Source organism: Streptomyces sp. NBC_00016 (assembly GCF_045040885.1).
Taxonomy (GTDB): Bacteria; Actinomycetota; Actinomycetes; order Streptomycetales; family Streptomycetaceae; genus Streptomyces; species Streptomyces coriariae.
Genome location: NZ_CP108304.1, coordinates 4,331,314 through 4,356,986, shown reverse-complemented (window position 1 = coordinate 4,356,986; position 25,673 = coordinate 4,331,314). Strand labels below are relative to the sequence as shown.

At 71.2% G+C, this 25,673-nt stretch carries 27 protein-coding genes; 14 read left to right on the top strand and 13 right to left on the bottom strand.

All coding sequences use genetic code 11. The features are described from left to right. Position 1 precedes the first annotated feature (1 nt). Entirely contained in the window at positions 2-244 is a 243-nt protein-coding gene (locus tag OG933_RS19245; RefSeq protein WP_405627981.1) for a DUF397 domain-containing protein, read from the bottom strand. Further along, complete coding sequence (locus OG933_RS19240; RefSeq protein WP_362518123.1) at positions 241-1,110, bottom strand: helix-turn-helix transcriptional regulator; 870 nt, start codon at positions 1,108-1,110, stop codon at positions 241-243. The genes OG933_RS19245 and OG933_RS19240 overlap by 4 nt, the downstream gene beginning before the upstream one ends. Positions 1,111-1,231: 121 nt before the next feature. On the opposite strand from OG933_RS19240, the gene OG933_RS19235 reads away from it, so the two are divergent. Both OG933_RS19235 and kstD read left to right on the top strand, forming a co-directional pair. Then, positions 1,232-1,696 (top strand): ATP-binding protein, encoded by a 465-nt coding sequence (locus tag OG933_RS19235; protein ID WP_405627979.1) that lies wholly within the window; start codon positions 1,232-1,234, stop codon positions 1,694-1,696. 77 nt (positions 1,697-1,773) lie between these two features. Continuing rightward, positions 1,774-3,558 (top strand): 3-oxosteroid 1-dehydrogenase, encoded by a 1,785-nt coding sequence (gene kstD, locus OG933_RS19230; protein WP_405627978.1) that lies wholly within the window; start codon positions 1,774-1,776, stop codon positions 3,556-3,558. Here the strand turns inward: kstD and OG933_RS19225 are convergent. From OG933_RS19225 to OG933_RS19195, 7 genes are all read right to left on the bottom strand, one after another. Beyond that, positions 3,555-4,523 carry an aminoglycoside phosphotransferase family protein gene (locus OG933_RS19225; protein ID WP_405627976.1) on the bottom strand — a complete coding sequence of 323 codons (969 nt, stop codon included), beginning with the start codon at positions 4,521-4,523 and terminating at the stop codon, positions 3,555-3,557. The genes kstD and OG933_RS19225 overlap by 4 nt on opposite strands. A gap of 32 nt (positions 4,524-4,555) precedes the next feature. Beyond that, entirely contained in the window at positions 4,556-4,909 is a 354-nt protein-coding gene (locus OG933_RS19220) for an STAS domain-containing protein (protein WP_405627975.1), read from the bottom strand. Next, positions 4,906-6,315 carry a PP2C family protein-serine/threonine phosphatase gene (locus OG933_RS19215; protein WP_405627973.1) on the bottom strand — a complete coding sequence of 470 codons (1,410 nt, stop codon included), beginning with the start codon at positions 6,313-6,315 and terminating at the stop codon, positions 4,906-4,908. The genes OG933_RS19220 and OG933_RS19215 overlap by 4 nt, the downstream gene beginning before the upstream one ends. Further along, complete coding sequence (locus tag OG933_RS19210; RefSeq protein WP_405627971.1) at positions 6,315-7,118, bottom strand: alpha/beta fold hydrolase; 804 nt, start codon at positions 7,116-7,118, stop codon at positions 6,315-6,317. Before OG933_RS19210 ends, OG933_RS19215 begins: the two co-directional genes overlap by 1 nt. Positions 7,119-7,185: 67 nt before the next feature. Continuing rightward, positions 7,186-7,842 carry a class I SAM-dependent DNA methyltransferase gene (locus tag OG933_RS19205; RefSeq protein WP_405627970.1) on the bottom strand — a complete coding sequence of 219 codons (657 nt, stop codon included), beginning with the start codon at positions 7,840-7,842 and terminating at the stop codon, positions 7,186-7,188. A gap of 42 nt (positions 7,843-7,884) precedes the next feature. Next, on the bottom strand, positions 7,885-8,235 hold the full coding sequence (locus OG933_RS19200) for an AzlD domain-containing protein (RefSeq protein WP_405627968.1): 351 nt from the start codon (positions 8,233-8,235) through the stop codon (positions 7,885-7,887). Then, positions 8,232-9,002, bottom strand: a complete 771-nt coding sequence (locus OG933_RS19195) for an AzlC family ABC transporter permease (RefSeq protein WP_405627967.1) — start codon at positions 9,000-9,002, stop codon at positions 8,232-8,234. Before OG933_RS19195 ends, OG933_RS19200 begins: the two co-directional genes overlap by 4 nt. Positions 9,003-9,070: 68 nt before the next feature. Between OG933_RS19195 and OG933_RS19190 the strand changes: the two genes are divergently transcribed. Next, the gene (locus OG933_RS19190; protein WP_405627965.1) at positions 9,071-9,658 is read left to right on the top strand and encodes a helix-turn-helix domain-containing protein; all 588 of its coding nucleotides are present in this window, start codon (positions 9,071-9,073) and stop codon (positions 9,656-9,658) included. A gap of 135 nt (positions 9,659-9,793) precedes the next feature. Here the strand turns inward: OG933_RS19190 and OG933_RS19185 are convergent, their stop codons facing one another. Then, the gene (locus OG933_RS19185; protein WP_003974443.1) at positions 9,794-9,997 is read right to left on the bottom strand and encodes a cold-shock protein; all 204 of its coding nucleotides are present in this window, start codon (positions 9,995-9,997) and stop codon (positions 9,794-9,796) included. Positions 9,998-10,285: 288 nt separating this feature from the next. Between OG933_RS19185 and OG933_RS19180 the strand changes: the two genes are divergently transcribed. The 6 genes from OG933_RS19180 (at position 10,286) to OG933_RS19155 (ending at position 16,217) form a co-directional block, all read left to right on the top strand. Then, on the top strand, positions 10,286-11,134 hold the full coding sequence (locus OG933_RS19180; protein ID WP_020130123.1) for a menaquinone biosynthetic enzyme MqnA/MqnD family protein: 849 nt from the start codon (positions 10,286-10,288) through the stop codon (positions 11,132-11,134). A 75-nt stretch (positions 11,135-11,209) separates the two neighbouring features. Further along, positions 11,210-12,964 carry a protein kinase domain-containing protein gene (locus tag OG933_RS19175; RefSeq protein ID WP_362518096.1) on the top strand — a complete coding sequence of 585 codons (1,755 nt, stop codon included), beginning with the start codon at positions 11,210-11,212 and terminating at the stop codon, positions 12,962-12,964. Between the two features lie 35 nt (positions 12,965-12,999). Further along, positions 13,000-13,551: a hypothetical protein gene (locus OG933_RS19170; protein WP_405627963.1), complete on the top strand. Its 552-nt coding sequence runs from the start codon at positions 13,000-13,002 to the stop codon at positions 13,549-13,551. Between the two features lie 31 nt (positions 13,552-13,582). Beyond that, positions 13,583-14,329 (top strand): A24 family peptidase, encoded by a 747-nt coding sequence (locus tag OG933_RS19165; RefSeq protein ID WP_362518090.1) that lies wholly within the window; start codon positions 13,583-13,585, stop codon positions 14,327-14,329. A 72-nt stretch (positions 14,330-14,401) separates the two neighbouring features. After that, positions 14,402-15,601, top strand: coding sequence for a cyclic dehypoxanthinyl futalosine synthase (gene mqnC, locus OG933_RS19160; protein WP_054238691.1), 1,200 nt, complete (start codon positions 14,402-14,404; stop codon positions 15,599-15,601). 7 nt (positions 15,602-15,608) lie between these two features. Further along, positions 15,609-16,217, top strand: a complete 609-nt coding sequence (locus tag OG933_RS19155) for a hypothetical protein (protein ID WP_405627961.1) — start codon at positions 15,609-15,611, stop codon at positions 16,215-16,217. Positions 16,218-16,350: 133 nt separating this feature from the next. Here the strand turns inward: OG933_RS19155 and OG933_RS19150 are convergent, their stop codons facing one another. Further along, positions 16,351-17,391, bottom strand: coding sequence for a chitinase (locus OG933_RS19150; protein WP_362518083.1), 1,041 nt, complete (start codon positions 17,389-17,391; stop codon positions 16,351-16,353). A 307-nt stretch (positions 17,392-17,698) separates the two neighbouring features. Between OG933_RS19150 and OG933_RS19145 the strand changes: the two genes are divergently transcribed. From OG933_RS19145 to OG933_RS19130, 4 genes are read left to right on the top strand one after another with little or no spacing between them, the layout of a single operon-like run. Beyond that, complete coding sequence (locus OG933_RS19145) at positions 17,699-18,109, top strand: hypothetical protein (protein ID WP_078615725.1); 411 nt, start codon at positions 17,699-17,701, stop codon at positions 18,107-18,109. Positions 18,110-18,128: 19 nt separating this feature from the next. Then, positions 18,129-20,537 (top strand): glycosyltransferase, encoded by a 2,409-nt coding sequence (locus OG933_RS19140; RefSeq protein WP_362518080.1) that lies wholly within the window; start codon positions 18,129-18,131, stop codon positions 20,535-20,537. Beyond that, positions 20,537-22,018: an acyltransferase gene (locus OG933_RS19135; RefSeq protein WP_405627959.1), complete on the top strand. Its 1,482-nt coding sequence runs from the start codon at positions 20,537-20,539 to the stop codon at positions 22,016-22,018. The genes OG933_RS19140 and OG933_RS19135 overlap by 1 nt, the downstream gene beginning before the upstream one ends. Before the next feature lie 32 nt (positions 22,019-22,050). Next, positions 22,051-22,746 (top strand): demethylmenaquinone methyltransferase, encoded by a 696-nt coding sequence (locus tag OG933_RS19130; RefSeq protein ID WP_020130133.1) that lies wholly within the window; start codon positions 22,051-22,053, stop codon positions 22,744-22,746. Positions 22,747-22,832: 86 nt separating this feature from the next. Here the strand turns inward: OG933_RS19130 and OG933_RS19125 are convergent, their stop codons facing one another. Beyond that, entirely contained in the window at positions 22,833-23,174 is a 342-nt protein-coding gene (locus tag OG933_RS19125; protein WP_362518074.1) for a PASTA domain-containing protein, read from the bottom strand. Positions 23,175-23,292: 118 nt separating this feature from the next. After that, positions 23,293-23,799 carry a GNAT family N-acetyltransferase gene (locus OG933_RS19120; RefSeq protein WP_142265661.1) on the bottom strand — a complete coding sequence of 169 codons (507 nt, stop codon included), beginning with the start codon at positions 23,797-23,799 and terminating at the stop codon, positions 23,293-23,295. Between the two features lie 106 nt (positions 23,800-23,905). On the opposite strand from OG933_RS19120, the gene OG933_RS19115 reads away from it, so the two are divergent. Continuing rightward, positions 23,906-25,192, top strand: coding sequence for a geranylgeranyl reductase family protein (locus OG933_RS19115; RefSeq protein WP_362518364.1), 1,287 nt, complete (start codon positions 23,906-23,908; stop codon positions 25,190-25,192). Positions 25,193-25,673: the final 481 nt, after the last annotated feature.

Sequence of the window (25,673 nt, the reverse complement as noted above, 5' to 3'; positions counted from 1 at the left end):
ACTACTTCACTGCGTGCGCGAGGAACTCGGCCCAGGCACCGGTCGCGAGGGAGAGGCGGGGGCCGTCGGGGTTCTTGGAATCACGGACGTGGATGGTCCGGGGGCAGACGGCTACTTCCACGCAATCGCCGCCTTCGCCGTCGCTGTACGTCGACTTGCGCCAGGTGTAGGCGACTTCGAGGCAATCACCGCCTTCGCCGCTGCTGTAGCTGGACTTGAACCAGTTGAGGTCCTCGCTGTTCACAGCTCCTCCAGCTTTTTCTCGATCAGCGTGCGGGTTTCCCTGGGCGGGAGAGCCATTGCCCGCATGCTCCCATAGCGGTCGGCGATCTTCCGGACCTCTTCCGGGTCGGTGATCAGTCGGGGAAAGCCCTGCGCCTCTGTATAGGCGACCTGTGAATGCTTCTTGGGCGTCAGAAGATTGAATGCACTGTCCAGGTTGGGGTGTTCTTCCACCCTGGTCGGCATCACCTGGATTTCGACGTTCCGCATGCGGCTGACCGTCAGCAAACGCCGCAACTGCTCCGCATGGACATCCCGTCCGCCGATCGGCCGGTCCAGGACGGTCTCCTCGATCACGTAGCTCACAATCGGCACCGGCCAACGGTCGAAGACCTGTTGCCGCGAGAGCCTGTCGGCGACTCGTTTCTCGATGGTCTCCTCATTCAGGAAGGGACGCCGGTTCGCGAACACCGCGCGGGCGTGGGCCTTGGTCTGGAGCAGCCCGTGGACCGCGTTGATGGAGTACTGGTGCAGCTCTACGGCCTCGGCCTCCATCGCCGCGTACCCGCGATACCACTCGGGGTGTCGCGTCCGAACCCGACTCATCGCCTCCCGGACCTCGGGAATCGCCTCCTTGAACAGGCCCCCGGCGTCGAGCAGTTCGTCCGCCTTCTCCAGCACCTCCGGCCGGATCGTCCGCACGCCCCGCTCCATCGCGGAGATGGCGTCCGGCCCGTACCCCACCAGCTCCCCGAACTCCTTCTGTGTGAGCCCCTTGCGTTCCCGCAGAAGCTTCAGCATCTTGCCCAGGGCCGTGAACAGCCCTGTCGTCCCGTCGGCCTCCGCCGGTGTCTCCGGCCTGCGGTCCTCCGTCACGTACGCCACCACCCTCCCGCCTCCGTGGTCACGGCCGACGACCCGTACGCCTGCGCCACCGCAGCCGTACAACTACACAGAGTTGCCATGCCGCTCCTGGTCAGGGTAGGGACAACCGGCCACGCTCAGTCAGGTGAACTCCGAAATCTCCACCCAGATCTCCACCCGGGAATCGACCCTGGAATCCACCCGGGACGCCTCGCTCGGTGAGCTGACCCTGCGCCTCAGCGCGACGCCGCGCGGCGCCCGGCTGGCCCGTCGCCTCACGGGTCACCAGCTCACCGCCTGGGGGCATCCGCACGGCAGCGACGCCAACCACACCGCGCAGCAGGTGGTCGCGGAGCTGGCCGCCAACGCCGTCACGCACGGACGCGTCCCGGGCCGGGACTTCGAGCTGCGGCTCCGGCTGCTCCCGCAGGACACGCTGCGTGTCGAGGTGAGCGACGCCCGCGCGGACCGGCGACTGCGGATCGTCACGAACCCGGAGGAGGAGGGCGGCCGGGGGCTGATCCTCGTCTGGGTGCTGGCCCGCACGTGGGGTGTCGCGGAGCGGGACATCGGCAAGACGGTCTGGGCGGAACTACCGCTCAGCCCTTGACTTCACAAGACCCTCGCGCGACATTCCGGGCTCCGCACCCGAATCCATCCATTCGTTCCCCTCTGGCTGGAGTGGCCATGACCACGAGCGCGGACCCTGTGAGACAAGTCGGCCTTCCCTCCCGGAGGGCCGTGCTCGGCGCCTCCGCATCCGCCGGTGCCGGGCTGGCGCTGGCCGCCGTCGGGCGGGAGGCGGCCGCCGCCGACCTTCCCGTCCTCGGTACCTACGACGTCGTCGTCATCGGCTCCGGCGCCGCCGGGATGACTGCCGCGCTGACGGCCGCGAAGCGTGGGCTCAGCTGTGTCGTGGTCGAGAAGGCGCCGACGTTCGGCGGGTCCGCGGCCCGCTCGGGCGCCGGGATCTGGATCCCGAACAACTCCGTCGTCCTGTCCGCCGGGGTCCCGGACACCCCCGCCAAGGCGGCCGCCTACCTGGCCGCCGTCGTCGGGGCGGACGTCCCCGCCGACCGTCAGGCCGCCTTCCTCGCGCACGGGCCCGCCATGCTCTCCTTCGTCATGGCCAACAGTCCGCTGCGCTTCCGCTGGATGGAGGGGTACAGCGACTACTACCCGGGGCTGCCGGGCGGGCTGCCCGGCGGCCGCTCCGTCGAGCCCGACCAGCTGGACGGCAACCTCCTCGGAGCGGAACTCGCCCGCCTCAACCCGCCGTACATGGCCGTGCCGACGGGCATGGTCGTGTTCAGCGCGGACTACAAGTGGCTGGCGCTGGCCGCCGTCAGCGTCAAGGGGGCCGCCGTCGCCACCGAGTGTCTGGCGCGGGGGACCAGGGCCGCCCTGCTCGGGCAGAAGCCGCTCACCATGGGGCAGTCGCTGGCCGCGGGCCTGCGGGCCGGCCTGCTCGCCGCCGGGGTGCCGGTGTGGCTGAACACCCCGCTCACCGACCTGTACGTCGAGGGGGGAGTGGTGACGGGGGCCGTCGTCACGCGCGACGGCGTGCCGGGACTCCTGCGGGCCCGGCGGGGTGTCGTCGTCGGCTCGGGCGGGTTCGAGCACAACGCGGCGATGCGGGCGCAGTACCAGCGGCAGCCGATCGGGACCGCGTGGACGGTCGGCGCGAAGGAGAACACGGGAGACGGGATACGCGCCGGTCAACGCGCGGGCGGGGCGCTGGCGCTGATGGACGACGCCTGGTGGGGGCCCGCCGTCCCGCTCCCCGGCGAGCCCTACTTCTGCCTCGCCGAACGCACCCTTCCCGGCGGCCTGTTGGTGAACCAGGCCGGTGCCCGCTTCGTCAACGAGGCCGGTCCCTACAGCGACGTGGTGCACACGATGTACGACCTCGACCCCACCGCCCCCGACATCCCGGCGTGGCTGGTCGTCGACCAGAACTACCGCAACCGGTACCTCTTCAAGGACATCGCCCCGACCTTCGTGCTCCCCGACGACTGGTACACCTCGGGCGCCGCGCGCAAGGCCTGGACCCTCGACGCCCTGGCCGCCTCGATCGGTGTTCCGGCCGCCGCGCTCCGCTCCACCGTCGACCGCTTCAACTCCCTTGCTCTCAAGGGCAAGGACACCGACTTCAAGCGCGGCGACAGCGCCTACGACCACTACTACACGGACCCCTCGGTCCTCCCCAACTCCTGCCTCGCGCCCCTCTGGCTGCCGCCGTACTACGCCTTCCGGATCGTCCCCGGCGACCTCGGCACCAAGGGCGGCCTGCGCACGGACGCCAGGGCCCGCGTGCTGCGCGCCGACGGATCGACGATCCCCGGCCTGTACGCCGCCGGGAACGCCAGCGCCGCCGTCATGGGGCACAGCTACGCCGGCGCGGGTTCCACGATCGGGCCCGCGATGACCTTCGGCTACATCGCGGCCCTCGACCTCGCCGGGGAACTCTAGGGATGTGAAGGGTGCCGATACGGGGTGAGTGTCTGTGCCAGCCGGTCCACGAACTCGGTGACGAGGTCGAGACGCGGCCCCTCACGGGCGACCCGGAACCCGTGGTGTCGCCCGTGGAAGGCGGCCTGGACGAGGTGGAACTGCGCCCAGCGGCGGGTGCGTTCGCGGTCCAGCCCGGCGGCCTCCGCGAAGTGGTCCAGGATGCGGTGGGCGACCCGGCGCAGGTCTGCGTCGCTTCCCGGGCCGTGCCGCATGACGTGCCCGAAGATCAGCGGCTTGAGCAGGGTGCCGCCGTCGTACGCGGGATCCCCGGCCCACCCCTTGGGGTCGACGGCGAGCCACGGCTCACGTTCGGCGCGCAGGATGTTACGGGCGTGCAGGTCACCGTGGACGAGCAGCTCGGGCTGACTGCGCCCGAGTTCTCGTACGGTGTCCAGGGCCGCGTCGACGGTACGGGCGGGCAGGGCCCGGTCGAACTCCGCCTGGTCGAGCAGCAGTTGCCGCTTCCAGCCATCGGCCATGTCGCTCAGCCGGGGCAGGCGGTCCGGCGCGGGAACGGCGAGGCGGCGGCTGATCCGCCCGGCGACGACGGCGACCTCCTCGGCGTCCTCGACCTCGGCGAGGGACGACGTCCCCACCCGCTCCAGCAGCATCGCGAAGCGCGCGTCGTCCCGCTCGTACAGCCGCACGGCACCCGCTCCGCTCCAGGCGGCGAAGGCGTCGGGCTCGTGGACGTTGCCCGGGTGCGGGAAGGACACCTTGATGACGGCGGGGGCCCGGTCGGACCGTCGCAGCACGGGCACGACGATCCCGACGCCGCCGTGCACGATCTCGCCGTCGGGCGCGCAGTCCCAGCGGTCGAGCAACTCGGCCACCAGCGCGGGGAGTCCCTCGACCCAGCCCGCCCCGCGCTTCCCCTCCCGCTGGACGGTGGTGCTCGCGAAGGCCTGCGGTACCTCGATCATGGCCCCATTGTGCCGGGGCCGCCGCCTCTCGATCAGCGGCTCGGGCGGGTGCTTCGGGCGGCGCTCTCGGTGTCGGGGTGGAGGGGGAAGATCTGGTCGAGACCGACGATGCGCAGGATGCGCAGGGTGTTGGCCGGAACGGCGGCCAGCGCGATGTCCGCGTGGGCGGCCTGGGCGTGGTGGTGGGCCGCGATCAGCGCGGTGATGCCGCTGGAGTCGCAGAAGTCCATGCCGGCCAGGTCCAGGACGAGGCACTGGCCCGGCCGGAGGGTCAGCGTGCCGAGCAGGTCACGCAGCTCACCGGCGTGGGCGTAGTCGAGGTCGCCGAGGATCGCCAGGACGGGACCGGTCGCCGTGTCGCGGGTGGTGATCTTCAGCGGGCTCATCGGGTGCTCTTCGTCGCCGGGTCGGGGTCGGGGGCGGGGTCGAGGGCCGGGACGCCGAGCGCGAGCAGGGCGGTGTCGTCGTCGAGGCCGTCGCCGAACTCGTCCAGCAGGCCGGTCAGGGCCTGGACGACGGCCTGCGGGCGCCGGCCGGCGTGCTCGGCGGCGAAGTCGCGCAGGGCCTCGTCCCCGTACAGGGTGTCGCGGTCCTCACCGGTACGCGCCTCGGTGAGTCCGTCGGTGTAGAGCAGGAGGGTGTCGCCGGGAGCGAGGACCGTGGTGGCGGCGACGAAGCGCGCGTCGGGCAGGACGCCGACGAGGAGACCGCCCGGCGTGGGCAGGAAGTCGGCCGTGCCGTCGGCCCGCAGGACGAGGGCCGGCGGATGGCCGCCCGAGGCGATGCGGACGGTGACCTGCCCGGTCGCGGGGTCGGGTTCGAGAACCCCGAAGACGGCGGTGCAGTAGCGCGGATCACCGCCGGCGGAGTACCGCTCGTGCAGCACCTTGTTGAGGGTCGACAGGGCCGCGACCGGGTCGGAGTCGTGCAGCGCGGCGGCCCGCAGGGTGTAGCGGGTCAGCGAGGTGACGGCGGCGGCCTGGGGGCCCTTGCCGCACACGTCGCCGAGGAAGAACGCGAAGCGTTTGCCGTCGATCGGGAAGACGTCGTAGAAGTCGCCGCCGAGCCGGTCGGGGGAGGCCGTGCAGTAGTGGGCGGCCGTCTCCATCCCGGGCACCGGCGGCAGGGTGGCGGGCAGCAGCGACTGCTGGAGCACCGCGAGGGCCTCCTGCAGCCGGGCGCGGTCGGCCTCCGCCTGCCGGCGCGCCTCCTCGGCCGCCTTCCGGCCGCGCAGGAGTTCCTCCTCGTAGGCACGTCGGTCCCGGGCGTCGAAGACGGTGGTGCGGATCAGCAGCGGCTCGCCGCCACCGCCGTACTTGACCACGGAGGAGACCAGCACCGGCCTCCGGGCGCCGTCGGCCTGCTTCATCTCGAGCGCGATACCGCCGATCCGGCCCTGCATGCGCAGCAGCGGCGCGAAATGGGTCTCGTGGTACAGCTTGCCGCCGACGGCCAGCAGGTCGGTGAAGCGCATCCGGCCCACCACCGCCTCCCGGTCGAGGCCGAGCCAGTCCAGCAGCGTGGTGTTGATCTTCGCGATGGTGCCGTCCATCAGCATGGACAGGTACCCGCACGGCGCGCTCTCGTACAGATCCTCGGCGCTGTCCTCCAGCAGTGCGGCGAACGCCGCGTTGGAGGCCTTCCCGTTGTCGGCCTCGACATCGAGGCCGGGGTCGGGGTCGCTATCGAGGCAGGGGTCGGTATCGGTAGCGGGGTCGGTACGGGTATCGGGGTCGGTACGGGTATCGGGATGTGGATCGGCCGGGTCGGTCTGCCGGCCGGTCCGGCACATCACCGCAGCCCGGCCAGGAAGCCGGTGATCGCCTCGTTGGTGGCCTCGGGCGCGGACAGGTGCGGGCAGTGCCCGATGGCGTCGAGGGTGATCAGCGTCGAGCCGGGGATCGACCGGTGGACGAAGGCGCCGACCTCCCGGGGCGCGATGGCGTCCTGGGTGCACTCCAGCACCAGCGTCGGCACCCGCACGCTCTTCAGGTCGTCCCGCGAGTCCGACAGGAACGTGGTCCGGGCGAAGACGCGCGCCATGTCCGGATCGGTGGCGCAGAAGCTGTTCTTCAGCTCGTCACCGAGCTCGGGCCGCTCCGGGTTCCCCATGATCACCGGGGCCATCGCCGCCGACCAGCCCAGATAGTTCGACTCCAGTGACGTCAGCAGCTCGTCGATGTCCGGCGCGCTGAACCCGCCCCGGTAGTCCGCGTCGTCGATGTAGCGCGGCGACGGCGCGACCATCACCAGCGCCCCGATGCGCTCCGGAGCCATGTCGGCGGCCAGCACGCCGATCATCGCGCTGACCGAGTGCCCGACGAACACCGCGTCGCGCAGGTCGAGCGCCTCGCAGACCTCCACCACGTCTCGCGCGTAACCGTCGAGGGAGGAGTAGCGGGCCTCCGAGAACGCGGACAGATCCGAGCGGCCCGACCCCACGTAGTCGAACATCACCACCCGGTACTGCTCGGCCAGGGCGGGCACGGTGAGCCGCCACATGTTCTGGTCGCAGCCGAATCCATGCGCCAGCACCACCGTCGGCCCCTGCGGGTTGCCGGTGACCGTGACGTTGTTCCTGCGAGCGATGTCCATACCCACCAGTTTCCCAAACCTCACTGACCCCTCCCGTACCCGGCTTCTGTCACCCCATGCCCAAAGCTCAGGAGTCCGGCGCGGCCGGCCTGCGCGCGATCAGAAAGGCATGCGGGGTCGACTCCTCGAGGACCGGCTCCCGCACCGTGCGCCACAGCACCGCGAAACCGGCCGCCGTCAGCAGTTCGGCCATCCGCTCAGGGCGGCGCCGTTCGAAGTCGAGCGTGACCGGGTGGCCCCACGGGCGGTCGAAGTGACGCGGTTCGTCGCCTACCTGGAAAGCGAGGAGGAGATGGCCACCGGGGGCGAGCACGCGGTGGAACTCGGTGAAGAGGGCCGGGAGGTTCTCCACAGGGGTGTGGATGGAGGAGTAGAAGGAGACGACCCCCGCGAGACTCCCGTCGGCGAAGTCCAGCTCCAGCATCGAGCCCCGCTCGAACCGGATCGTCGGGTTCTCGCGCCGCGCGACCGCCAGCATCGACTCCGACAGGTCGAGCCCGCAGATGTCGAGCCCACGCGCATCGAGGAACCCCGTCACCCGGCCGGGACCACACCCCAGGTCCGCCACCCGGCCACCGGCGCCGACCAGCTCGGCATACGCGCCGAGCACGGCCCGCTCCAGCGGCTTCGCCGCCAGCTCGTCACGGTAGCGCTCGGCGTAGTCCTCGGCGATGGCGTCGTAGAAGGCACGGGTGGCGGAGACGGGGTCCGGGGTTGTGGTCATGGGCGAGGAGCCTAGGAGCAGGCACCGACAGCGGGGGCGGTTCTACGCCACACCCATCGCACGCAGCACCGCCGTCACCGTCGCCGCCCCCAGCACCACCACCGGGAAGGGCGCCCCCTTCCCCCACTTCCGGCCGCGCCCGAGTGGGGGAACCCCCATCGCCAGGACCCCACCGGCCAGCACCCCGGCCGGCCGCGCCCACCCGGCGAAGCCGCCGCCCTCGGTCAGCGCGCCCGTCGCCAGCAGCGCGACCAGCAGGACCACCGCCCCGGCCGACAGCAGCTCCTGGACCCGGGCGGGGAGCTCCACCCGTCCGTGCAGCGCGGGGCCCACCAGCCGGAGGGCGTACGTGCCCACCGCCAGCATCAGGATCAGGGCGACCGTCGCGTTCATCCGGCGGCCCCCTTACGGCCGTACCCGTACAGCCCCAGCCCGGCCAGGGCGAGCAGCACGGGCACCCCGGCCGGTACGAAGGGTGTGGCCGCCAGAGCCAGGACGACGCCGAGTGCCGCCGGCCCTCGCAGGCGGGCGTTCTCACGGAGGGCGGGCAGGACCAGGGCGACGAGGACGGCGGGAAACGCCGCGTCCAGGCCGTAGTCCGCCGTGTCCCCCAGGGCGCTTCCGGCGAAGGCGCCGGCCAGCACGCCCGTGTTCCACGCGGCGAACAGGCCGATCCCGGAGATCCAGAACGCGGCGCGGCGGCGGGCGGGATCCGGCTGGGCGAGCGCGAAGGCGACCGTTTCGTCGGTCACCAGGTGCGCGCCGAGGAGCCGGGTCACGCGGCCGGGGCCGAGGAGGTCGGCGACCGCGAGGCTGAAGGCGGCGTTGCGGGTGTTGAGCAGGAGCCCGGTCGCGGCGGCGGCGAGCGGACCGCCCCCGGCGAGCAGCACACCGACCGCGCTGAACTGGGCGGAGCCCGCGTAGACCACCACGGACATCACCACCGGCACCCAGACCGGCAGCCCGCCCGCCACGGCGATCGCGCCGAAGGAGACCCCCACCACGCCACCGGCCAGCCAGACGAGCGAACTGTCGCGGACCAGGGATCGCGTCGTTCGAGCCGGGGCCGGAGCCGGAGCCGGGGCCGGAGCCGGAATCGGAGCCGGAGCCGGGGTCGGGTTCGGGTTCGGAGGAGGGGATGTTCGTTGTGGCGAACGCATGTTTTCTACAATGAACAGACCGGCCACTGTTCGTCAAGGCGAACGCCCGTACCGATGGAGCGAACGACATGCCCGAAGCCCCGCCCCCGCCCCCGCCCCGGCCCCCGTCCCGCCTGCCGCTCGACTGGATCGCCGCCGCCCTGCGCCGCGAACGCACCCGGGCCGGGCTCTCCCTCTCGGAGCTGGCCAAGCGGGCCGGTATCGCGAAGTCCACGCTGTCCCAGCTGGAGGCGGCGAGCGGCAATCCGAGCATGGAGACGATCTGGGCGCTGGGTGTGGCGCTGGGCGTGCCGTTCGCCGCGCTCGTCGAGCCGCCGGTGTCGGCGGTCCGGGTGATCCGGGCCGGGGAGGGGCCCACGGTCGCCTCGGAGCAGGCGCCCTACGTGGCCACTCTGCTGTCGGCCAGCCCGCCGGGCGCGCGGCGGGACATCTATCACCTGCGGGCCGAGCCCGGTGCGGCGCGGACCTCGGAGCCGCACATTCCGGGCACGGTCGAGCATCTGGTGGTGAGCACGGGGCGGGTGAAGGCGGGGCCGGCCGGGGAGACGGTGGAACTGGAACCGGGGGACTACATGACCTACCGCGGGGATGTGCCGCACTCGTACGAGGCGCTGGCGCCGGGCACGACGTTCGTCCTGGTGATGCAGCACGTGTGAGCCGGCCCGAGGGCAAGGGGCGGCAGCGGGAGGCCGGCGGGTGGCGGCCGCAGGGCAAAGGCAGGAGCCCCGTGCCGATCGGCACAGGGCTCCTTGGGTACTGCTCTCAGACTTGCGATCTCAGGGTTCTGAAGATCAGACGGGGGTGACGTTCTCCGCCTGGGGACCCTTCGGGCCCTGCGTCACGTCGAAGGAGACCTGCTGGTTCTCCTCGAGCGAGCGGAAACCCTGCGCGTTGATCGCGGAGTAGTGGACGAAGACGTCGGGGCCGCCGCCTTCTTGGGCGATGAAGCCAAAGCCCTTTTCGGCGTTGAACCACTTCACGGTTCCGGTAGCCATAAGCCCTCCTTGGGCCCAAAGGGTTGCCCTGCTCCAGAACCCTGCAAGCGTGAAAGCAAGTGCCGCACAACTGCATACGTCTGAAAACGACGAGAGCCCGCGGTTACATGCTCCGCAGGCTCTGTACTGCAAGGGAAACCAAACTGCAACTTGCGGCGAGCCTAGCATGCAGGCAGCCGAAAGCAATAGAGGTCAAGATCACGTCACCCGGATGTTTGAACATGCCGGGAAGGGCTTGACCGAGGGGGTGGAGTGCCCACGGTATCCGGTGGGGTCTAGCCTCGCGATGTGGACAATTCTCGCACCCGGCCGCGCGTCGGCCACATCCAGTTCCTCAACTGCCTGCCCCTCTACTGGGGGCTCGCGAGAACCGGCACCCTCCTCGACTTCGAGCTGACGAAGGACACCCCGGAGAAGCTCAGCGAGCGACTGGTGTCGGGCGACCTCGACATCGGGCCCATCACCCTCGTCGAGTTCCTCAAGAACGCCGACGACCTGGTCGCCTTCCCCGACATCGCCGTCGGCTGCGACGGGCCGGTGATGTCCTGCGTGATCGTCTCCCAGGTCCCGCTGGAGGAGCTGGACGGCGCCAGGGTCGCCCTCGGCTCGACCTCCCGCACCTCCGTGCGTCTCGCCCAGCTGCTGCTGGCGGACCGTTTCGGCGTCCGGCCGGACTACTACACCTGCCCGCCCGACCTCAGCCTGATGATGCAGGACGCCGAGGCGGCCGTACTCATCGGAGACGCGGCGCTGCGGGCCAACCTGCTGGACGGACCGAAGTTCGGCCTGGAGGTGCACGACCTCGGGGCACTCTGGAAGGAGTGGACCGGCCTGCCGTTCGTCTTCGCGGTGTGGGCGGCCCGCCGGGAGTACCTGGAGCGCGAGCCGGTCATCACCCGTCAGGTCCACGAGGCCTTCATCGAGTCCCGCAACCTCTCCCTCGACGAGGTCGGCAAGGTCGCCGAGCAGGCGGCCCGCTGGGAGGAGTTCGACGAGCGGGTGCTCGAGCAGTACTTCACCACCCTCGACTTCCGCTTCGGCGCGCCCCAGCTGGAGGCCGTGACCGAGTTCGCCCGCCGGGTCGGCCCGACGACGGGCTTCCCGGCGGACGTGAAGGTCGAGCTGCTCCGGCCCTAGCCACGGCACTACGCTGCTGCCGAGTCCTACGGGGCCCCGCGGGGGGGCGCCTTTCGGGGGAGAGGTGGACATCCCATGCAGCCGCTCGGAGCAGACGAACCCACGACCGTGGGCCCCTACCGGCTGCTCGGCCGCCTCGGCGCCGGCGGGATGGGCCGCGTCTATCTGGGCCGCAGCGCCGGCGGCCGCACGGTCGCCGTGAAGATCGTGCACCCGCATCTCGCGCTCGACGAGGAGTTCCGCGCCCGCTTCCGGCGCGAGGTCGATTCCGCGCGGCGGGTCGGCGGCGCGTGGACCGCACCGGTCCTGGACGCCGACCCGGAGGCGACGGTGCCGTGGGTCGCCACGGGCTACGCGGCGGGCCCGTCCCTGGCCGCGGCGGTCACCTCCGGCGGCGGACCGCTGCCCGAGCACTCCGTGCGGGTGCTGGGCGCGGGCCTGGCGGAGGCGCTGGGAGCCGTGCACGAACTGGGCCTGGTGCACCGGGACGTGAAGCCGTCCAACGTCCTGCTGACGGTGGACGGCCCGCTGCTCATCGACTTCGGTATCGCCCGGGCCACCGACGGCACGGCGTCACTCACCTCGACCGGCGTCTCGGTCGGCTCGCCCGGCTACATGGCCCCCGAGCAGATCCTCGGCAAGGTCGCCTCCGGCGCGGCCGACGTCTTCTCCCTCGGCGCGGTGCTGGCGTACGCGGCGACCGGGCAGCCCCCGTTCCCCGGGGACTCGTCGGCCGCCCTCCTCTACAAGGTCGTCCACGAACAGCCCGAGCTGGGCGAGCCGGACAGCGGGCTGCGGGGCGAACTCCGGGCCGTGGTCGAGGCCTGTCTGTCCAAGGACCCGACCGCCCGGCCGGCCCCCGCCGAGGTGGCCCGGCGGCTCGCCCCCGAGGGCGCGGCCCGGCTGGTGGCGGGCGGATGGCTGCCGGGTGCGCTCGTGGAGCAACTGGGGCGCAGCGCCGTACAGCTGCTGAACCTGGAGGGGACGGGGGCCGGGGTGGAACCGGCCCTGTCCGGGCCGGTGGGGTTCAGCAGTCCGGCGGTGACCTCGGGGAAACCGGCGGTGTCGTTGGGCGAGTTCGGGCCGCCGCCGGTGATGGGCGGGGGTGCCGTCACCCCGGCCGACCGGCCGCGTCTCGTTCCCGAGCCGAGGGACGCCGCCCCGGCGGCCACCGGCGCGGACCGGCCGGGCAAGGTCTCCGTCACCGTCGCCGCCACCGCGACTCCGGGAGAGGGCGGGCGCGGACGGCGGCTGAGCTGCACCGTCGCGCTGGCGGTCGCGGGGGCGATGGCGGCGGTCACGGTCGGCTCGGTGTTCCTGTTCCGCGTGCTCCCGGGCGACGACGAACACAACGACGCCTCCGGCAGCGACGCCTACTCCTCGGCCCCGCCGGCCGGTTCCTCGGCACCCACGCTCGGTTCCTCGACACCGCCGGACGGCACGAGTTCCGGCCCGGCCGCCTCGCAGGCGCCCACCGCGCTCCCGGCCCGCTATGTCGGCACCTGGGAGGGCGAGGGCAGCGGCCTCGGCGGCACGCTCCCGATGGGCACCTTCCGGGTGACGGTCCAACAGGCCGACGTGGGCGACAAGTTGGGGGAGCTGCGGCAGACCGATGTGCTCGGCGGCATCTGTCTCGACGTCCTGACGCTGAAGCAGGTGACGGCGAAGGAGGTCGTCGCCACCTCGGTCGGGTCCAAGAGCAACCACAGCGGCTGCAATCCCGAGGCCCACACGATCCGGCTCACCCCGACCGGCGACGACCTGACGTACGCCTCGGACAGCGCGGCGGAGGGCAATCCGGTGGCCCGCATGTCGAAGGTCGCACAGTGAACCGGTTCGGTCGCACAGCGGACCGGGTCCGGGGCGTGTTCCGATCCCGGGCCGGCTGGGGCATCGCCGGCGGTGTCCTCTTTCTCGCGGCCCTCCTCGCCGTCCTGCTGTTCGCCATGGGCCTGTGGAAATGGTTCGTGCGCCTCACGGCACCGGCGCTGGTGGACCTGCCCGGCGGCGGCTGGACGGCCGGCGCGGTGCTCGGGCTGCTGTCGGTGGCCGGCTGGGCCGGTGGCACGTGGTTCTCCTCCCCGGAACGTAACCGGGACCGCGACCGTACGCGCCCGGCGCGGGCCGGGCTGGCGATCGGGGGAGCGGTCTGCTGGACGGTGGCCTTCGGCGCGCCGATGTACGTCCTCGGCGCCCTGCCCGGCCGCAACTGCCGCTCGGGCAGCGCGATGTGCGCGTACATCCCGGGCACGGGCGGCGCGTTCCTCTCCTACGCGGCCACGGCCGCCCTGCTCGGCGGGCTCTGGTACCGCTGGCGCGGCACGGTGACCGGGGCGCGCCGCGCGGAGGAGCGGGCCCGGATGAGGAGACTGCGCAAGAAGGGCAAGGGCAGGAGCAGGGCGGCGCGTTCGTCATGAGGCCGCCTCGGAATCCATGGGATCTCTGCCGATGACCACACCGCCCGGCGACCTGGCGCTGATCACCGTCGCCGCCCTCTGGGGCGCCGTCGCGGGTGCGCTGCTGCCACGGGCCGTCCACCGGTTCTCCGTACCGTGGGAGGAGCGGGACGGCGGCTGGCGGGCGACCTGCCCGGGCGGACACCCGATCCGGGGGTGGCTCGGACGGGCCAGGTGCGAACAGTGCGCCGCTGCCTACGCGCCCGGTGCCGTCGGTCTTCCCCTGCTCACCGCTTTCGTCTGTGCCGCGCTCGCCGCCGCGACCGGCCTGCGGCCCGAACTCGTCGTCTGGCTGCTGCTCGCGCCCGTCGGGGTGCTGCTGGCCGCCGTCGACCTGCGGGTGCGCCGGCTGCCCGATCCGCTCACTCTTCCGCTCGCGGCCGCCGCCCTCGTCCTGCTGGGCCCGGCCGCCCTGCTGCCCGAGCACGCCGGCGACTGGACGACGGCCCTGCTGGGCGCGCTCGCCCTCGGCGCCGGATATCTCGCGCTGCATCTCGTCAACCCGGGCGGCATGGCCTACGGAGACGTCAAGCTGGCGCTGTCGATGGGCGCCGTGCTCGGCTGGTACGGCTGGGCGACGGTCATGCTGGGCACGTTCGCCGCGTTCCTGCTCGGGGCGTTGTACGGCGGTGCCCTGGCCGTCGTGGGACGGGCCGGGCGCAAGACGATGATCGCCTTCGGGCCTTTCATGCTCGCCGGGACCTTCGCCGGGCTGCTGATCGGTGCGTACGCGGCCTGACGTCCGGGTGCCGGGACCGCTGGCGTAGGCTGGTTCGGTCCGCCCACAACCCTTGACGAAAGGGACCATCCGGTGCCCGAGAAGGCCGACCTCCAGTCTGTGCTCGACCGTGCCGCGGACGGCGGGCGGATCACCCCGGAAGAGGCCCTCGACCTCTACCGCGACGCCCCCCTGCACGCGCTCGGCGCCGCCGCCGACGCCGTACGCCGCCGGATGTACGCGGGTACCGAGCACATCGCCACGTACATCATCGAGCGGAACATCAACTACACGAACGTCTGCGTCACGGCGTGCAAGTTCTGCGCCTTCTACGCGGCCCCCAAGGACACCGCCAAGGGCTGGACGCGCGACCTCGACGACATCCTGCGGCGGTGCGCCGAGACCGTCGAGCTCGGCGGCACGCAGATCATGTTCCAGGGCGGGCACCACCCGGACTTCGGGGTGGAGTACTACGAGAAGCACTTCGCCGCCATCAAGGAGGCGTTCCCGCAGCTGGTGATCCACTCGCTGGGAGCGTCCGAGGTCGAGCACATGGCGCGGATCTCGAAGGTGTCCGTCGAGGAGGCCATCACCCGGATCCACGCCGCCGGCCTCGACTCCTTCGCCGGCGCCGGCGCCGAGCTGCTCCCCGCCCGTCCCCGCAAGGCCATCGCCCCGCTCAAGGAGTCCGGGGAGCGCTGGCTGGAGATCATGGAGACCGCGCACGGGCTGGGCGTCGAGTCGACGTCCACCATGCTGATGGGCACCGGCGAGACCAACACCGAGCGCATCGAGCACCTGCGGATGATCCGTGACGTGCAGGACCGCACGGGCGGCTTCCGGGCCTTCATCCCGTACACGTACCAGCCCGAGAACAACCACCTGAAGGGCCGCACCCAGACGACCCTCTTTGAGTACCTTCGGATGATCGCGATCGCCCGGCTGTTCTTCGACAACGTCCGGCACATCCAGGGCTCGTGGCTGACGACGGGCAAGGAGGTCGGCCAACTCTCCCTGCACTACGGCGCGGACGACCTCGGCTCGATCATGCTGGAGGAGAACGTCGTCTCCTCGGCCGGCGCCAAGCACCGCTCCAACCGCCTCGAGATCATCGACCTGATCCGGAAGGCGGGCCGCGTCCCGGCCCAGCGCGCGACGACCTACGAGCACCTCCTGGTGCACGACGACCCGGCGAACGACCCGGTGGACGAGCGGGTCATGTCCCACATCTCGTCGACCGCGATCGCCGGCGGCACCGCGCACCCCGAACTGAAGCTTCTCGCTTCCAACTAGGGCCCTCTTGCTGACGATTCACGCCGACTCCCGGGGCCGCGCCCTGGCCGTCGAGGGAGCCGGGATCGCCGGGGCCGGTCCGCTGGAGCAGCTCGTCGCCGCGTATCCGTCGGCGCGGGTGCGCCGGTGGCCCGGCATCCTGACGCCCGGTCTCGTCAACCCGCACGGCACGGAGTTGCTGGAGGGGGCCTACCACCCCGACCCGCGCGAGGCCGACGAGCTGGGCACCGAGCCGCTCACCGGGGACGCGCTCACGGCACTGGCGCCGGACGACGCCCGCTGGGGCGCGAGCGCCCGGCGCGGGGTGCAGCGCATGCTGGCCCACGGCACGGTCGCGGTGGCCTGCGAGGAACTGCGCCGGCGCACGGTGCGGGACGCCGTGGCCCGCTCCGGCCTGGCGGTCGTGGACCGGCCGGCGCCGCGCCCCGGCGGGGTGCCCTCGCTGGATCCGTACGCCTGCGGCCTGCCGGTGGAGTTCGCCCCGCCCCGGGAACGCGGCTCCGCCGCCCGTTTCGCCGTCTTCGACGTGCCCGACGAGGCGGCCCTGTCGACCCGGGGCGCGGGAACCTGCGTGGCCACGGTGATCGAGGGCCGCCTGGTGTACCGGAGGCGGTGAACCGCCCCCCCCCCGGGACGGAGCGGTGAGTCGCCCCCCAGGGGCGCGGGGCTGTGACATCGTGCGGCTCCGCCGCGTGAGCGCGACCGGCCACGACGGACCGGCAGCCGACAGACGACCGAACTGCCGCGTCCTACTTCGAGAACGCCTCGGCGAACGCCCCCGAACTCTGTTCGACGCCACTGCAATTGGTCAACGCGTCATCCGTGGCGGAGCCGTCCTCGCACTGCTGGTCGCGGAACGTCGACCACATGGACACCCAGGAGATGCCCTTCTCCACGGCGAACGTCCGCACCTGTGCCGCGTCCGAGAGCGAGAACGTCTCGTTGTCGACGTCGTTGGTGCCGATCATCGAGGTGAGCGCCATCCCCTTCCACGCGGCGGCGTCCGTCGTCCCGAACACCTTCTTGAGCTGCGCCTGCGCGGCCGTCGCCGAGGTGACCGCGTACCCGCCCATGTCGCCGGCGTACGACTCGCCGTAGTTCATCGTCATGAGGTTGACGGTGGAGACCTGGACGTCGTACTTGTTCGCGGACGCCAGCAGCGCCAGGCTGTCGGCGTCCAGCCCGGAGGGCATCACCGGGAGGGTGAAGGACACTTCGAGGTCCGGGCGCTCCTCCTGAAGGGCGGCGATCGCCTGGGAGCGCAGGGCGACCGAGTCGGAGTCGGTCAGTTCGTCGCCCTCGATGTCGAAGTCGGCCTGGGTGGAGCCGGCCGCGTCGAGCGCCTCGCCGTACGCCTCCACGAGTTCGGACACGCTGTCACAGGTGGCCGCCAACTCCTTGCCGGAGGCCCCGCCGAAGGACACGCGTGCCGTGGCGCCCGACTCGGTCAGCGCCGAGATACGGGACTTCACGGCGGAGTCGTCGATGGCGTTCGTACCGTTCCATTTCGGTGTACAGCCGCTGCCGCTCGAGATGACGAACGCCAGGTTGTACGACGTCGGCGAGCCGGCCGAGTCGTTGTCATTGGCCTCCACCGCGCTCACATAGGGCGCGTAGGAGGTGCCGGTACTCGATGATGTGGCGCTGGGCGATGGTGAGGGACTGTTCGCCTGTTCGCTCTCCGCGGGTGGTGCCGCGTCCGACGTGGTGTCGGACCCCGCGGAGCATCCTGTAACGGCCAGGGCAAACAGGCAGGTGACCCCGGCCATCGGCATCAGGAAACTCCTCATTGCGTATGCACCCGCTCTCGTGATTTCTGTCTCAGCATGGAAACAAAGCGCGTTTCCCAAATGGAAATGTCTCACAAGTGGGCGGATCACGCGGGAACAGTGGACACACAGACAGTTCATGGAGGTAACCGCGCAAAAGGTGATATCCACCCGCCCAAAAGGGATAATCAACCCTCCCATGACGGGCAGGTACCGCGCAGGGGATTCGGGGATCTCTCAGGGAAGAGACAGGTTCACCTGTTTCTCATGGGTCTCTCACAAGCGGCACAGAGTTTGTGCCACATAAAGGCTCTCTAATATCCGTGGAATGCAATCCGAGCCTGCCATCGAAAGCCGTGCCGCTGCTCGCGGCAGCCGTCGCAGCCGCAAACGTGACGTCGCCTCCGCCGAGGGGCCCGTGTTCGTTGACAACTCCGGGCGCAGGTCCAAGCTGCTGCGCCGGATCGGCCTCCTCATGGGGGTCGGCTGTCTTGTGTACGCCGTCGTCCTCGGCGCCGCCTTCATGGGCTGGGGCACCTCCCTGGCCCCGTCCTCCCTGCTGCCGTTCGGCAACGGAGGCCCGCGCGGCTCCCAGAACTCCGGCCCCGGCGGCGCCCAGCCGCAGGGCGGTATCGGCACTCCGCCCTCGAGGCCCACCGGCACTCCGCCCACGGGCGTCGCCACCGGCGAGCCGCCGAGCTCCGCCCCGACCGCGACCGCCTCCGCGGCCGCCAACTGACCGGAGTTCAGCCACTCCCATGACGACCACTTCCTCTCGCGGCCGCCGCCGTGCTCCGACCCGCATGTCGCGGGCGGCGGGCAAGGCCGCGGCGCTGCAGAAACCGCGTGTCATCCTCGCCCTGCTGCTTCTGCTCGCGCTGACCAGCGTGATGCTCCTCGACGGCTATCTGCGCGCCGAGGTCGGCGGGGACCAGCGCGTGCGCACCGGGGCCAGCGCCGGCAAGGTGCCCGACAAGGTCCTCGACGGCGGCCCGATCCTGACCTTCCAGGGCGGCCAGGCCACCACCGTCTCGGTGCCGGACAAGACGATCGCGCTGACCTTCGACGACGGGCCGAACCCGACCTGGACGCCCCAGGTGCTGAAGATCCTCCAGGAGTACGACGTGCCCGGCACGTTCTTCCTGGTCGGCTCGATGGTCTCGCGCTACCCGAGCATCGTGAAGGACATGGTCGAGGAGGGCAACGAGGTGGGGATCCACACCTTCACCCACGTCGACCTCTCCTACCAGTCCGACGCCCGCGTCGACCGTGAGATGGAGCAGACCCAGCTCGCGCTGGCGGGCGCGGCCGGCATCACGACGACGCTCTTCCGCGCCCCGTACTCCTCCGAGACGGACGCCATCGACAACTACAGCTGGCCCATCTACGAGAAGCTGGGCGAGGACGGCTACACCAGTGTCTTCGTCGACACGGACAGCGACGACTGGAAGAAGCCGGGCGTCTCGAAGATCATCAAGTGGGCCACGCCGGAGGACGGCAAGGGCGCGTCGGTGCTCTTCCACGACGCGGGTGGCGAGCGCTCGCAGACGATCAAGGCACTGCCGACGTACATCAAGAAGATGAAGGCCGCGGGCTACACCTTCACCACCATCAGCGGTGTGATGCAGGAGCAGAACGCCGCGGCCCGCCAGGCCTCCGGCACGGGTCAGCAGCAGGCCGCGGGTGCGGCCGGGGCCGGCACGGCGACGGCGACCGAGGGGACGACGGGAACCGACGGAGCGACCGCAACCGAGGGGGCTACCGGCGAGCAGCCCGGCAACGTGCCCAACGGCGAAGGCGGCACCGACGGCACCGGCGCGAACGGTGGCACCGGTGGGACCGGCCAGACCATCAACCGGCTCCAGGCGGCCCACCGCGAGGCCACCGGCGTGACGCTCTACGAGGGCAAGGCGCTCATCGCCGCGGTCACCCTCGCCGAGTGGACGGTCCCGACACTGTCGGTGGGGCTGATGGTCGTCGGCGTGGCCGTCATGGGCCGGTTCGGGATGATGCTGATCCTGGCCCGCCGGCACTACAGAAAGCGCAACAAGCGCCGCTTCAGCTGGGGGCCGACCGTCACCCGGCCGGTCAGCGTGATCGTCCCGGCGTACAACGAGAAGGAGTGCATCGCCAACACCCTGAAGTCGCTGGCGAAGAGCACCCATCCGATCGAGATCATCATCGTGGACGACGGTTCGGACGACAACACGTCCGAGATCTCGCGCGAGGCGGCGAGGGCCCTCGGCATGACGAACGTCCGCGTCATCCGGCAGGAGAACGCGGGCAAGCCGGCCGCCCTCAACAACGGTGTCCGCAGTGCCAGTTACGACATCGTCGTGATGATGGACGGCGACACCGTCTTCGAGCCGGACGCCGTGCACCAGCTCGTGCAGCCCTTCGCCGACCCGAAGGTCGGCGCGGTCGCCGGCAACGCCAAGGTCGGCAACCGCGACACGATCATCGGCGCCTGGCAGCACATCGAGTACGTGATGGGCTTCAACCTCGACCGCCGCATGTACGACCTGCTGCGGTGCATGCCGACCATCCCCGGCGCGATCGGCGCGTTCCGCCGCGAGGCCGTGCTCGAGGTCGGCGGCATGAGCGAGGACACCCTCGCCGAGGACACCGACATCACCATCGCGATGCACCGCGGGGGCTGGCAGGTCGTCTACCAGGAGCACGCCAAGGCCTGGACGGAGGCGCCCGGCTCGCTGAAGCAGCTGTGGTCCCAGCGCTACCGCTGGTCCTACGGCACCATGCAGGCGCTGTGGAAGCACCGCAAGTCCCTGACGGACAAGGGGCCTTCGGGTCGCTTCGGCCGGGTGGGCATGCCGCTCGTGGTCCTCTTCCAGATCATCACGCCGGTCTTCGCCCCGCTCATCGACGTGTTCACGATCTACTCGATGATCTTCGTCGACTTCCAGGCGGCCCTGCTGGCCTGGCTGGCGGTCCTCGGCGTCCAACTGGGCTGCGCGGCCTACGCGTTCCGCCTGGACCGCGAGAAGTACCGGTACCTGCTGATGATGCCGCTGCAGCAACTGGCCTACCGCCAGATGATGTACCTCGTCCTCATCCACTCCTGCATCACCGCCCTCACCGGCGGCCGCCTGCGCTGGCAGAAGCTGAAGCGCACCGGTGAGGTCGGCACCCCCGCCGGGGCGAGCTGATGAGCTGGGAGCAGCAGGGCTTCGGCCAGGGGTACGGGCCGGGTCCGGATCAGGGAAACGGCTACGGGCCGGGGCAGCATGGCCACGAGTACGGGCAGCCGTCGTCGTATCCGTACGGGTACGACGGATCCGGCGGATACGGCGGGTACGGCGGGTACGGGCAGCAGCCGTATCCGCAGCAGCCCCACCCACAGCAGTACGGCCAGCAGGCGTATCCGCAACAGCCGTATCCGCAGCAGCCCTATCCGCAGGAGTACGCGCAGAACGCGGAGTACGGGCAGGGTGTCGCCGTCGACGAGACGGCGCCCCTGCCGGCGGTGGACGCGGACCCGAACACGGACCCGGACCCGGGTCCCGTTCGGGATCCCGAGGCTCCGGCGACGGCCGGCACCGGCACCGGCACCGAGAAGGTGACGGAGGAGCCCCCGCCCCGGTCCAAGCCCGCTGCTCCCCAACGCGACCGCTACTTCGACATGCTCCGCGCCCTCGCCCTGATCCGTGTCGTCGCCTACCACACCTTCGGCTGGGCCTGGGCGGGCATGGTCTTCCCCTCCATGGGGATCATGTTCGGCCTGGCCGGCACCCTGATGGCGAAGTCCCTGGAGCGTCCGGCGCTGAAGGTGGTGAAGAGCCGCTTCCGCCGGCTCCTTCCCCCCTTCTGGTTCTGGGGCGTCTTCGTCGTCCTGGCGATGCTGATCCACGACTGGATGCCGGGCTGGGAGATCGTCTACTGGGTCGTGCCGCTCGGCGACCCGCCGGGCAACGCCTGGGGCGAGCAGGCCTGGGAGATCCTCTGGTACCTGAGGACGTACCTCTGGTTCGTCCTCCTCTCCCCGCTGCTGCTACGGCTGTTCCGGCTCGCGCCGGTCCCCGTGCTGGCGCTCTCGCTCGCGCCGATCCTGGTGCTCACCTTCGTCTGGGCGGGCCCGGACAACCGCGTCGGCACCGCGATGTGGGACCTGTCGACGTACCTCTTCTGCTGGATGCTCGGCTTCGCGCACCGCGACGGCGTCCTCCAGCGCATGAAGCCGGCCCTGGTGGTCGTGATGTCGCTCGCGGCGATCGGGTTCGGCGGCTGGTACGCCTTCACCCACCAGGCCGAGTTCGGCACCTACGACCTCGACGAGGACCCCCTCGCGCAGGCGTTCTGGTCGGCGGGCTTCGTCATGCTGCTGATGTGGGCGAAGGCGCACTTCGGGATCGACTTCGCCTGGCTCACCCGCTTCCGGCGCACGAACCGGATCGTCACCGTCTTCAACGCGCGCGCGGTGACGATCTACCTCTGGCACGAGATCGCCCTGATCCTCGCCGTGCCGCTGATCGACCGGTTCTGGGACGTCCCCGCCTTCGAGAAGTACCTGCCGCTGGAGAGCCAGTGGTTCATGTTCGGCGTGGGCTGGCTGCTGATCGTCCTGTTCGTGCTGCTCTGCGGGTGGGTCGAGGACGTCGCGGCACGGAAGAAGCCGAGGCTCCTGCCGTGAGCCGGTGAGGAGGGGGCTGCCACAATGGGCGGGTGACCCGTGCTTCCCTGAACAAGCAGCCCCACGAAGTCGCCTCGATGTTCGACCGCGTGGCGGAACGGTACGACCTGACCAACGACGTCCTGTCGCTCGGCCAGGACCGCAGGTGGCGCAAGGAGGTCGCGAAGGCGGTCGACGCCCGCCCCGCCCAGAAGGTCCTGGACCTCGCCGCGGGTACGGCGACCTCCTCCCTTCCCTTCGCGCAGACCGGCGCCTATGTCGTCCCGTGCGACTTCTCCCTCGGCATGCTCCAGGTCGGAAAGAAGAACCACACCTGGCTGCCGTTCACCGCCGGGGACGCCACGCGACTGCCCTTCAAGGACGACGCCTTCGACGCCGTCACCATCTCCTTCGGCCTGCGCAACGTGCAGGACTTCGACGCGGCCCTGCGCGAGATGTACCGGGTGACCCGGCCCGGCGGACGTGTCGTGATCTGCGAGTTCTCGCACCCGACCTGGGCGCCGTTCCGGACCGTCTACACCGAGTACCTCATGCGCGCGCTGCCCCCGGTCGCCCGCGCGGTCTCCTCCAACCCGGACGCCTACGTCTACCTCGCCGAGTCCATCCGCGCCTGGCCCGATCAGCCCGCCCTCGCCGAGCACCTGCGCAAGGCCGGCTGGTCGAAGGTCGCCTGGCGCAACCTGACGGGCGGCGTGGTGACCCTGCACCGGGGCTTCAAGGAAGCCTGAGGCACGGATCGCAGCCACGGCTCGGTCCGCATGGGGCGGCCGTGCGGCTCGGGCCGGCCGCGCGGCTCGGGCCGGCTGCGTCGCCGCTACCCGGTGATCGCCTCGAAGGGATGGCCGGGCCGGTCCAGCTCGCGCTGCAGCCCGCCCCCGCCCGGTCCGGGCACCCGAGGCTCGCGCACGCCCGCGCCTCCGCCGCCCTCTCCTTCGCCGAACTCGAACCACACGGTGACGACGGCGCCGCGCGGCACCTCGACCCCGGGTGGCGGGTACTGCCGTACGACGTAGTCCACGACCGCGCGGTGGAACTCGGGCCGGTCCGGTGCGGCCAGCAGCACACCTTGCGCCGCGGCCGCCTCGCGCGCGTCCACGGCCATCAGACCGACGAGTCTCGGCACGTGTACGTCGGGTGTCTTGGGTGGTATGAGCACAAATGTCACCCCCAGCGGTACTGGAAGGGTAACCGCACGGGGGTGTCGTCCGGAAGAGCCGAGTGTCTTTCTGTAGCCAACGACTACGGAGAGTTACCTTCCGCTCCGGCGGCAGAGGTCACCAGGCGAGCCGGTAGCAGCGCCCCTCCCGCTTCGGCTCCGGTGTCGTGAAGACCTCCGCGAGCCGCATGCCCAGCCGCTCCGTGACGGCGATGGACCGCGCGTTGCGCGCGTCGACCATGGCCACCACCCCCGGCACCCCGGCCGCTCGCACCCGCTCCAGCGTCATCTGCGCGGCCGCCGTCACATACCCCTGCCCCCAGTGCTCCCGCCCGAGCCGCCACCCGATCTCGATCTCGCCCTTGGGACCCCACTGCTGCGGCCACGGCTGGGCGCCCGTGAACCCGATGACCCGGTCGTCCCGGTCCAGCATCGTCCACAGACAGAAGCCGTGCTCGGCGTCGTGCCGGCGCTGGCGGGCGGTGAGCTCCTCGTAGGCGGACAGTTCCGCGGACCTGCCGCCGTGGAACTCCATCACGTCCGGGTCGTCGAAGACCCGGTGCCAGGTGACCGCGTCCTCGTCCGTGGGGACACGCAGCCGTACTACGGGGAGAGCTCGGTTCACGGGGCAGCCCTTCAGCCGGGTGATCAATTCTGCTGAATAGACTGCCCATGTCCAGTGCCGGTCGGCACGAAGATTCCGAACTTGGGGAGATCCCGCCGTGACCGCCGTGAACGAGCTCCTCTCCGAAAGTACCGCCGATGTGATCGTCGTCGGCGCGGGGCCGAGCGGCTCCACGACCGCGTACTACCTCGCCAAGGCCGGACTCGACGTACTCCTCCTGGAGAAGACCGAGTTCCCGCGCGAGAAGGTGTGCGGCGACGGCCTCACCCCGCGAGCCACCAAGCAGCTCGTGGCCATGGGCATCGACATCTCCGAGGAGGCCGGCTGGCTGCGCAACAAGGGCCTGCGCATCATCGGCGGCGGGGTCCGCCTCCAGCTGGACTGGCCGGATCTCGCCTCCTTCCCCGACTACGGACTCGTCCGCAAGCGCGACGACTTCGACGAGCAGCTCGCCCGCCAGGCCCAGAAGGCGGGCGCCCGCCTCTACGAGCGCTGCAACGTCGGCGCCCCGATCGTCGACGAACGCACCGGCCACATCATCGGTGTGCACGCCAAACTGGGCGACGAGAAGCGCGAAGTCACCTTCCGGGCCCCGCTCGTGGTGGCCGCCGACGGCAACTCAAGCCGTCTCTCGCTGGCGATGGGCCTGCACCGCCGCGAGGACCGCCCGATGGGCGTCGCGGTCCGCACCTACTTCACCTCCCCGCGCCACGAGGACGACTACCTGGAGTCCTGGCTGGAGCTGTGGGACCGCCGGGGCCCGGGCGAGGACCGTCTGCTGCCCGGCTACGGCTGGATCTTCGGCATGGGCGACGGGACGTCTAACGTCGGCCTGGGGGTGCTGAACACCTCCAACTCCTTCAAGGAGCTCGACTGGCGCGAGGTGCTCAAGGCCTGGTGCGCGTCCATGCCGGAGGACTGGGGATACACCCCCGAAAACATGACCGGCCCGATCCGCGGCGCCGCCCTCCCCATGGCCTTCAACCGCAAGCCGCACTACACCAAGGGCCTGCTCCTGGTCGGCGACGCCGGCGGCCTGGTGAACCCCTTCAACGGCGAGGGCATCGCCTACGCCATGGAGTCCGGTCAGATCGTCGCCGACGTCATCGTGCAGGCTCACGCCCGCGCCACCCCCGCCCAGCGCGAACTGGCCCTTCAGCGCTACCCGCAGGTCCTCGCGGACACCTACGGCGGCTACTACTCGCTGGGCCGCGCCTTCGTGAAGCTCATCGGCAACCCGAAGGTCATGAAGATCGCGACCCAGCGCGGTCTGACCCACCCCCTGCTGATGAAGTTCACCCTGAAGATGCTCGCCAACCTGACGGACCCCACGGGCGGCGACGCAATGGACCGCATCATCAACGGCCTGAGCAAGGTGGCCCCGAAGGCCTGACCACGGCGGGGCCCCTCCGCAAGCGGAGCACCGGCGGCCCGGCGCGAAGCCCCCTTCCCGCCGGCCCGCCATGCCCGCCTGCCGCCCACCGGCCCGCCTTCGCGACTGCAGCCCGACCGGACCGGACCGGGCCGATCCGGCGCCGGGATTGACGGTGTGTCCGACATGTCGGTACATCACGTGTGATGTGACGCCACCTCGGCCCCGGCGGTGGCGCGGAGGGCGGCAGGCGCGGCCACGAGACCCGGCCGGCGCGCCCGTGCGCGGTTCCGGAACGGGGAGTGGTGCCTCCGGCGTCCTGGAGGGCCAAGGGGCGGCTGAGGGCCTCTACGCGTGTCCTGGAAGCGGCTGCTGAGTCCTGGAGGCGGCTGCTGAGCCCGCGCGTCAGGAGAGCGGCCGAGCCGCGCGCGCCGGCCGCGCGCGTCGGCAGTGCTCGAAGGGCCGCTGCCCCCGAGCGGCTGCGGCCCTTGCGTGCGTGAGG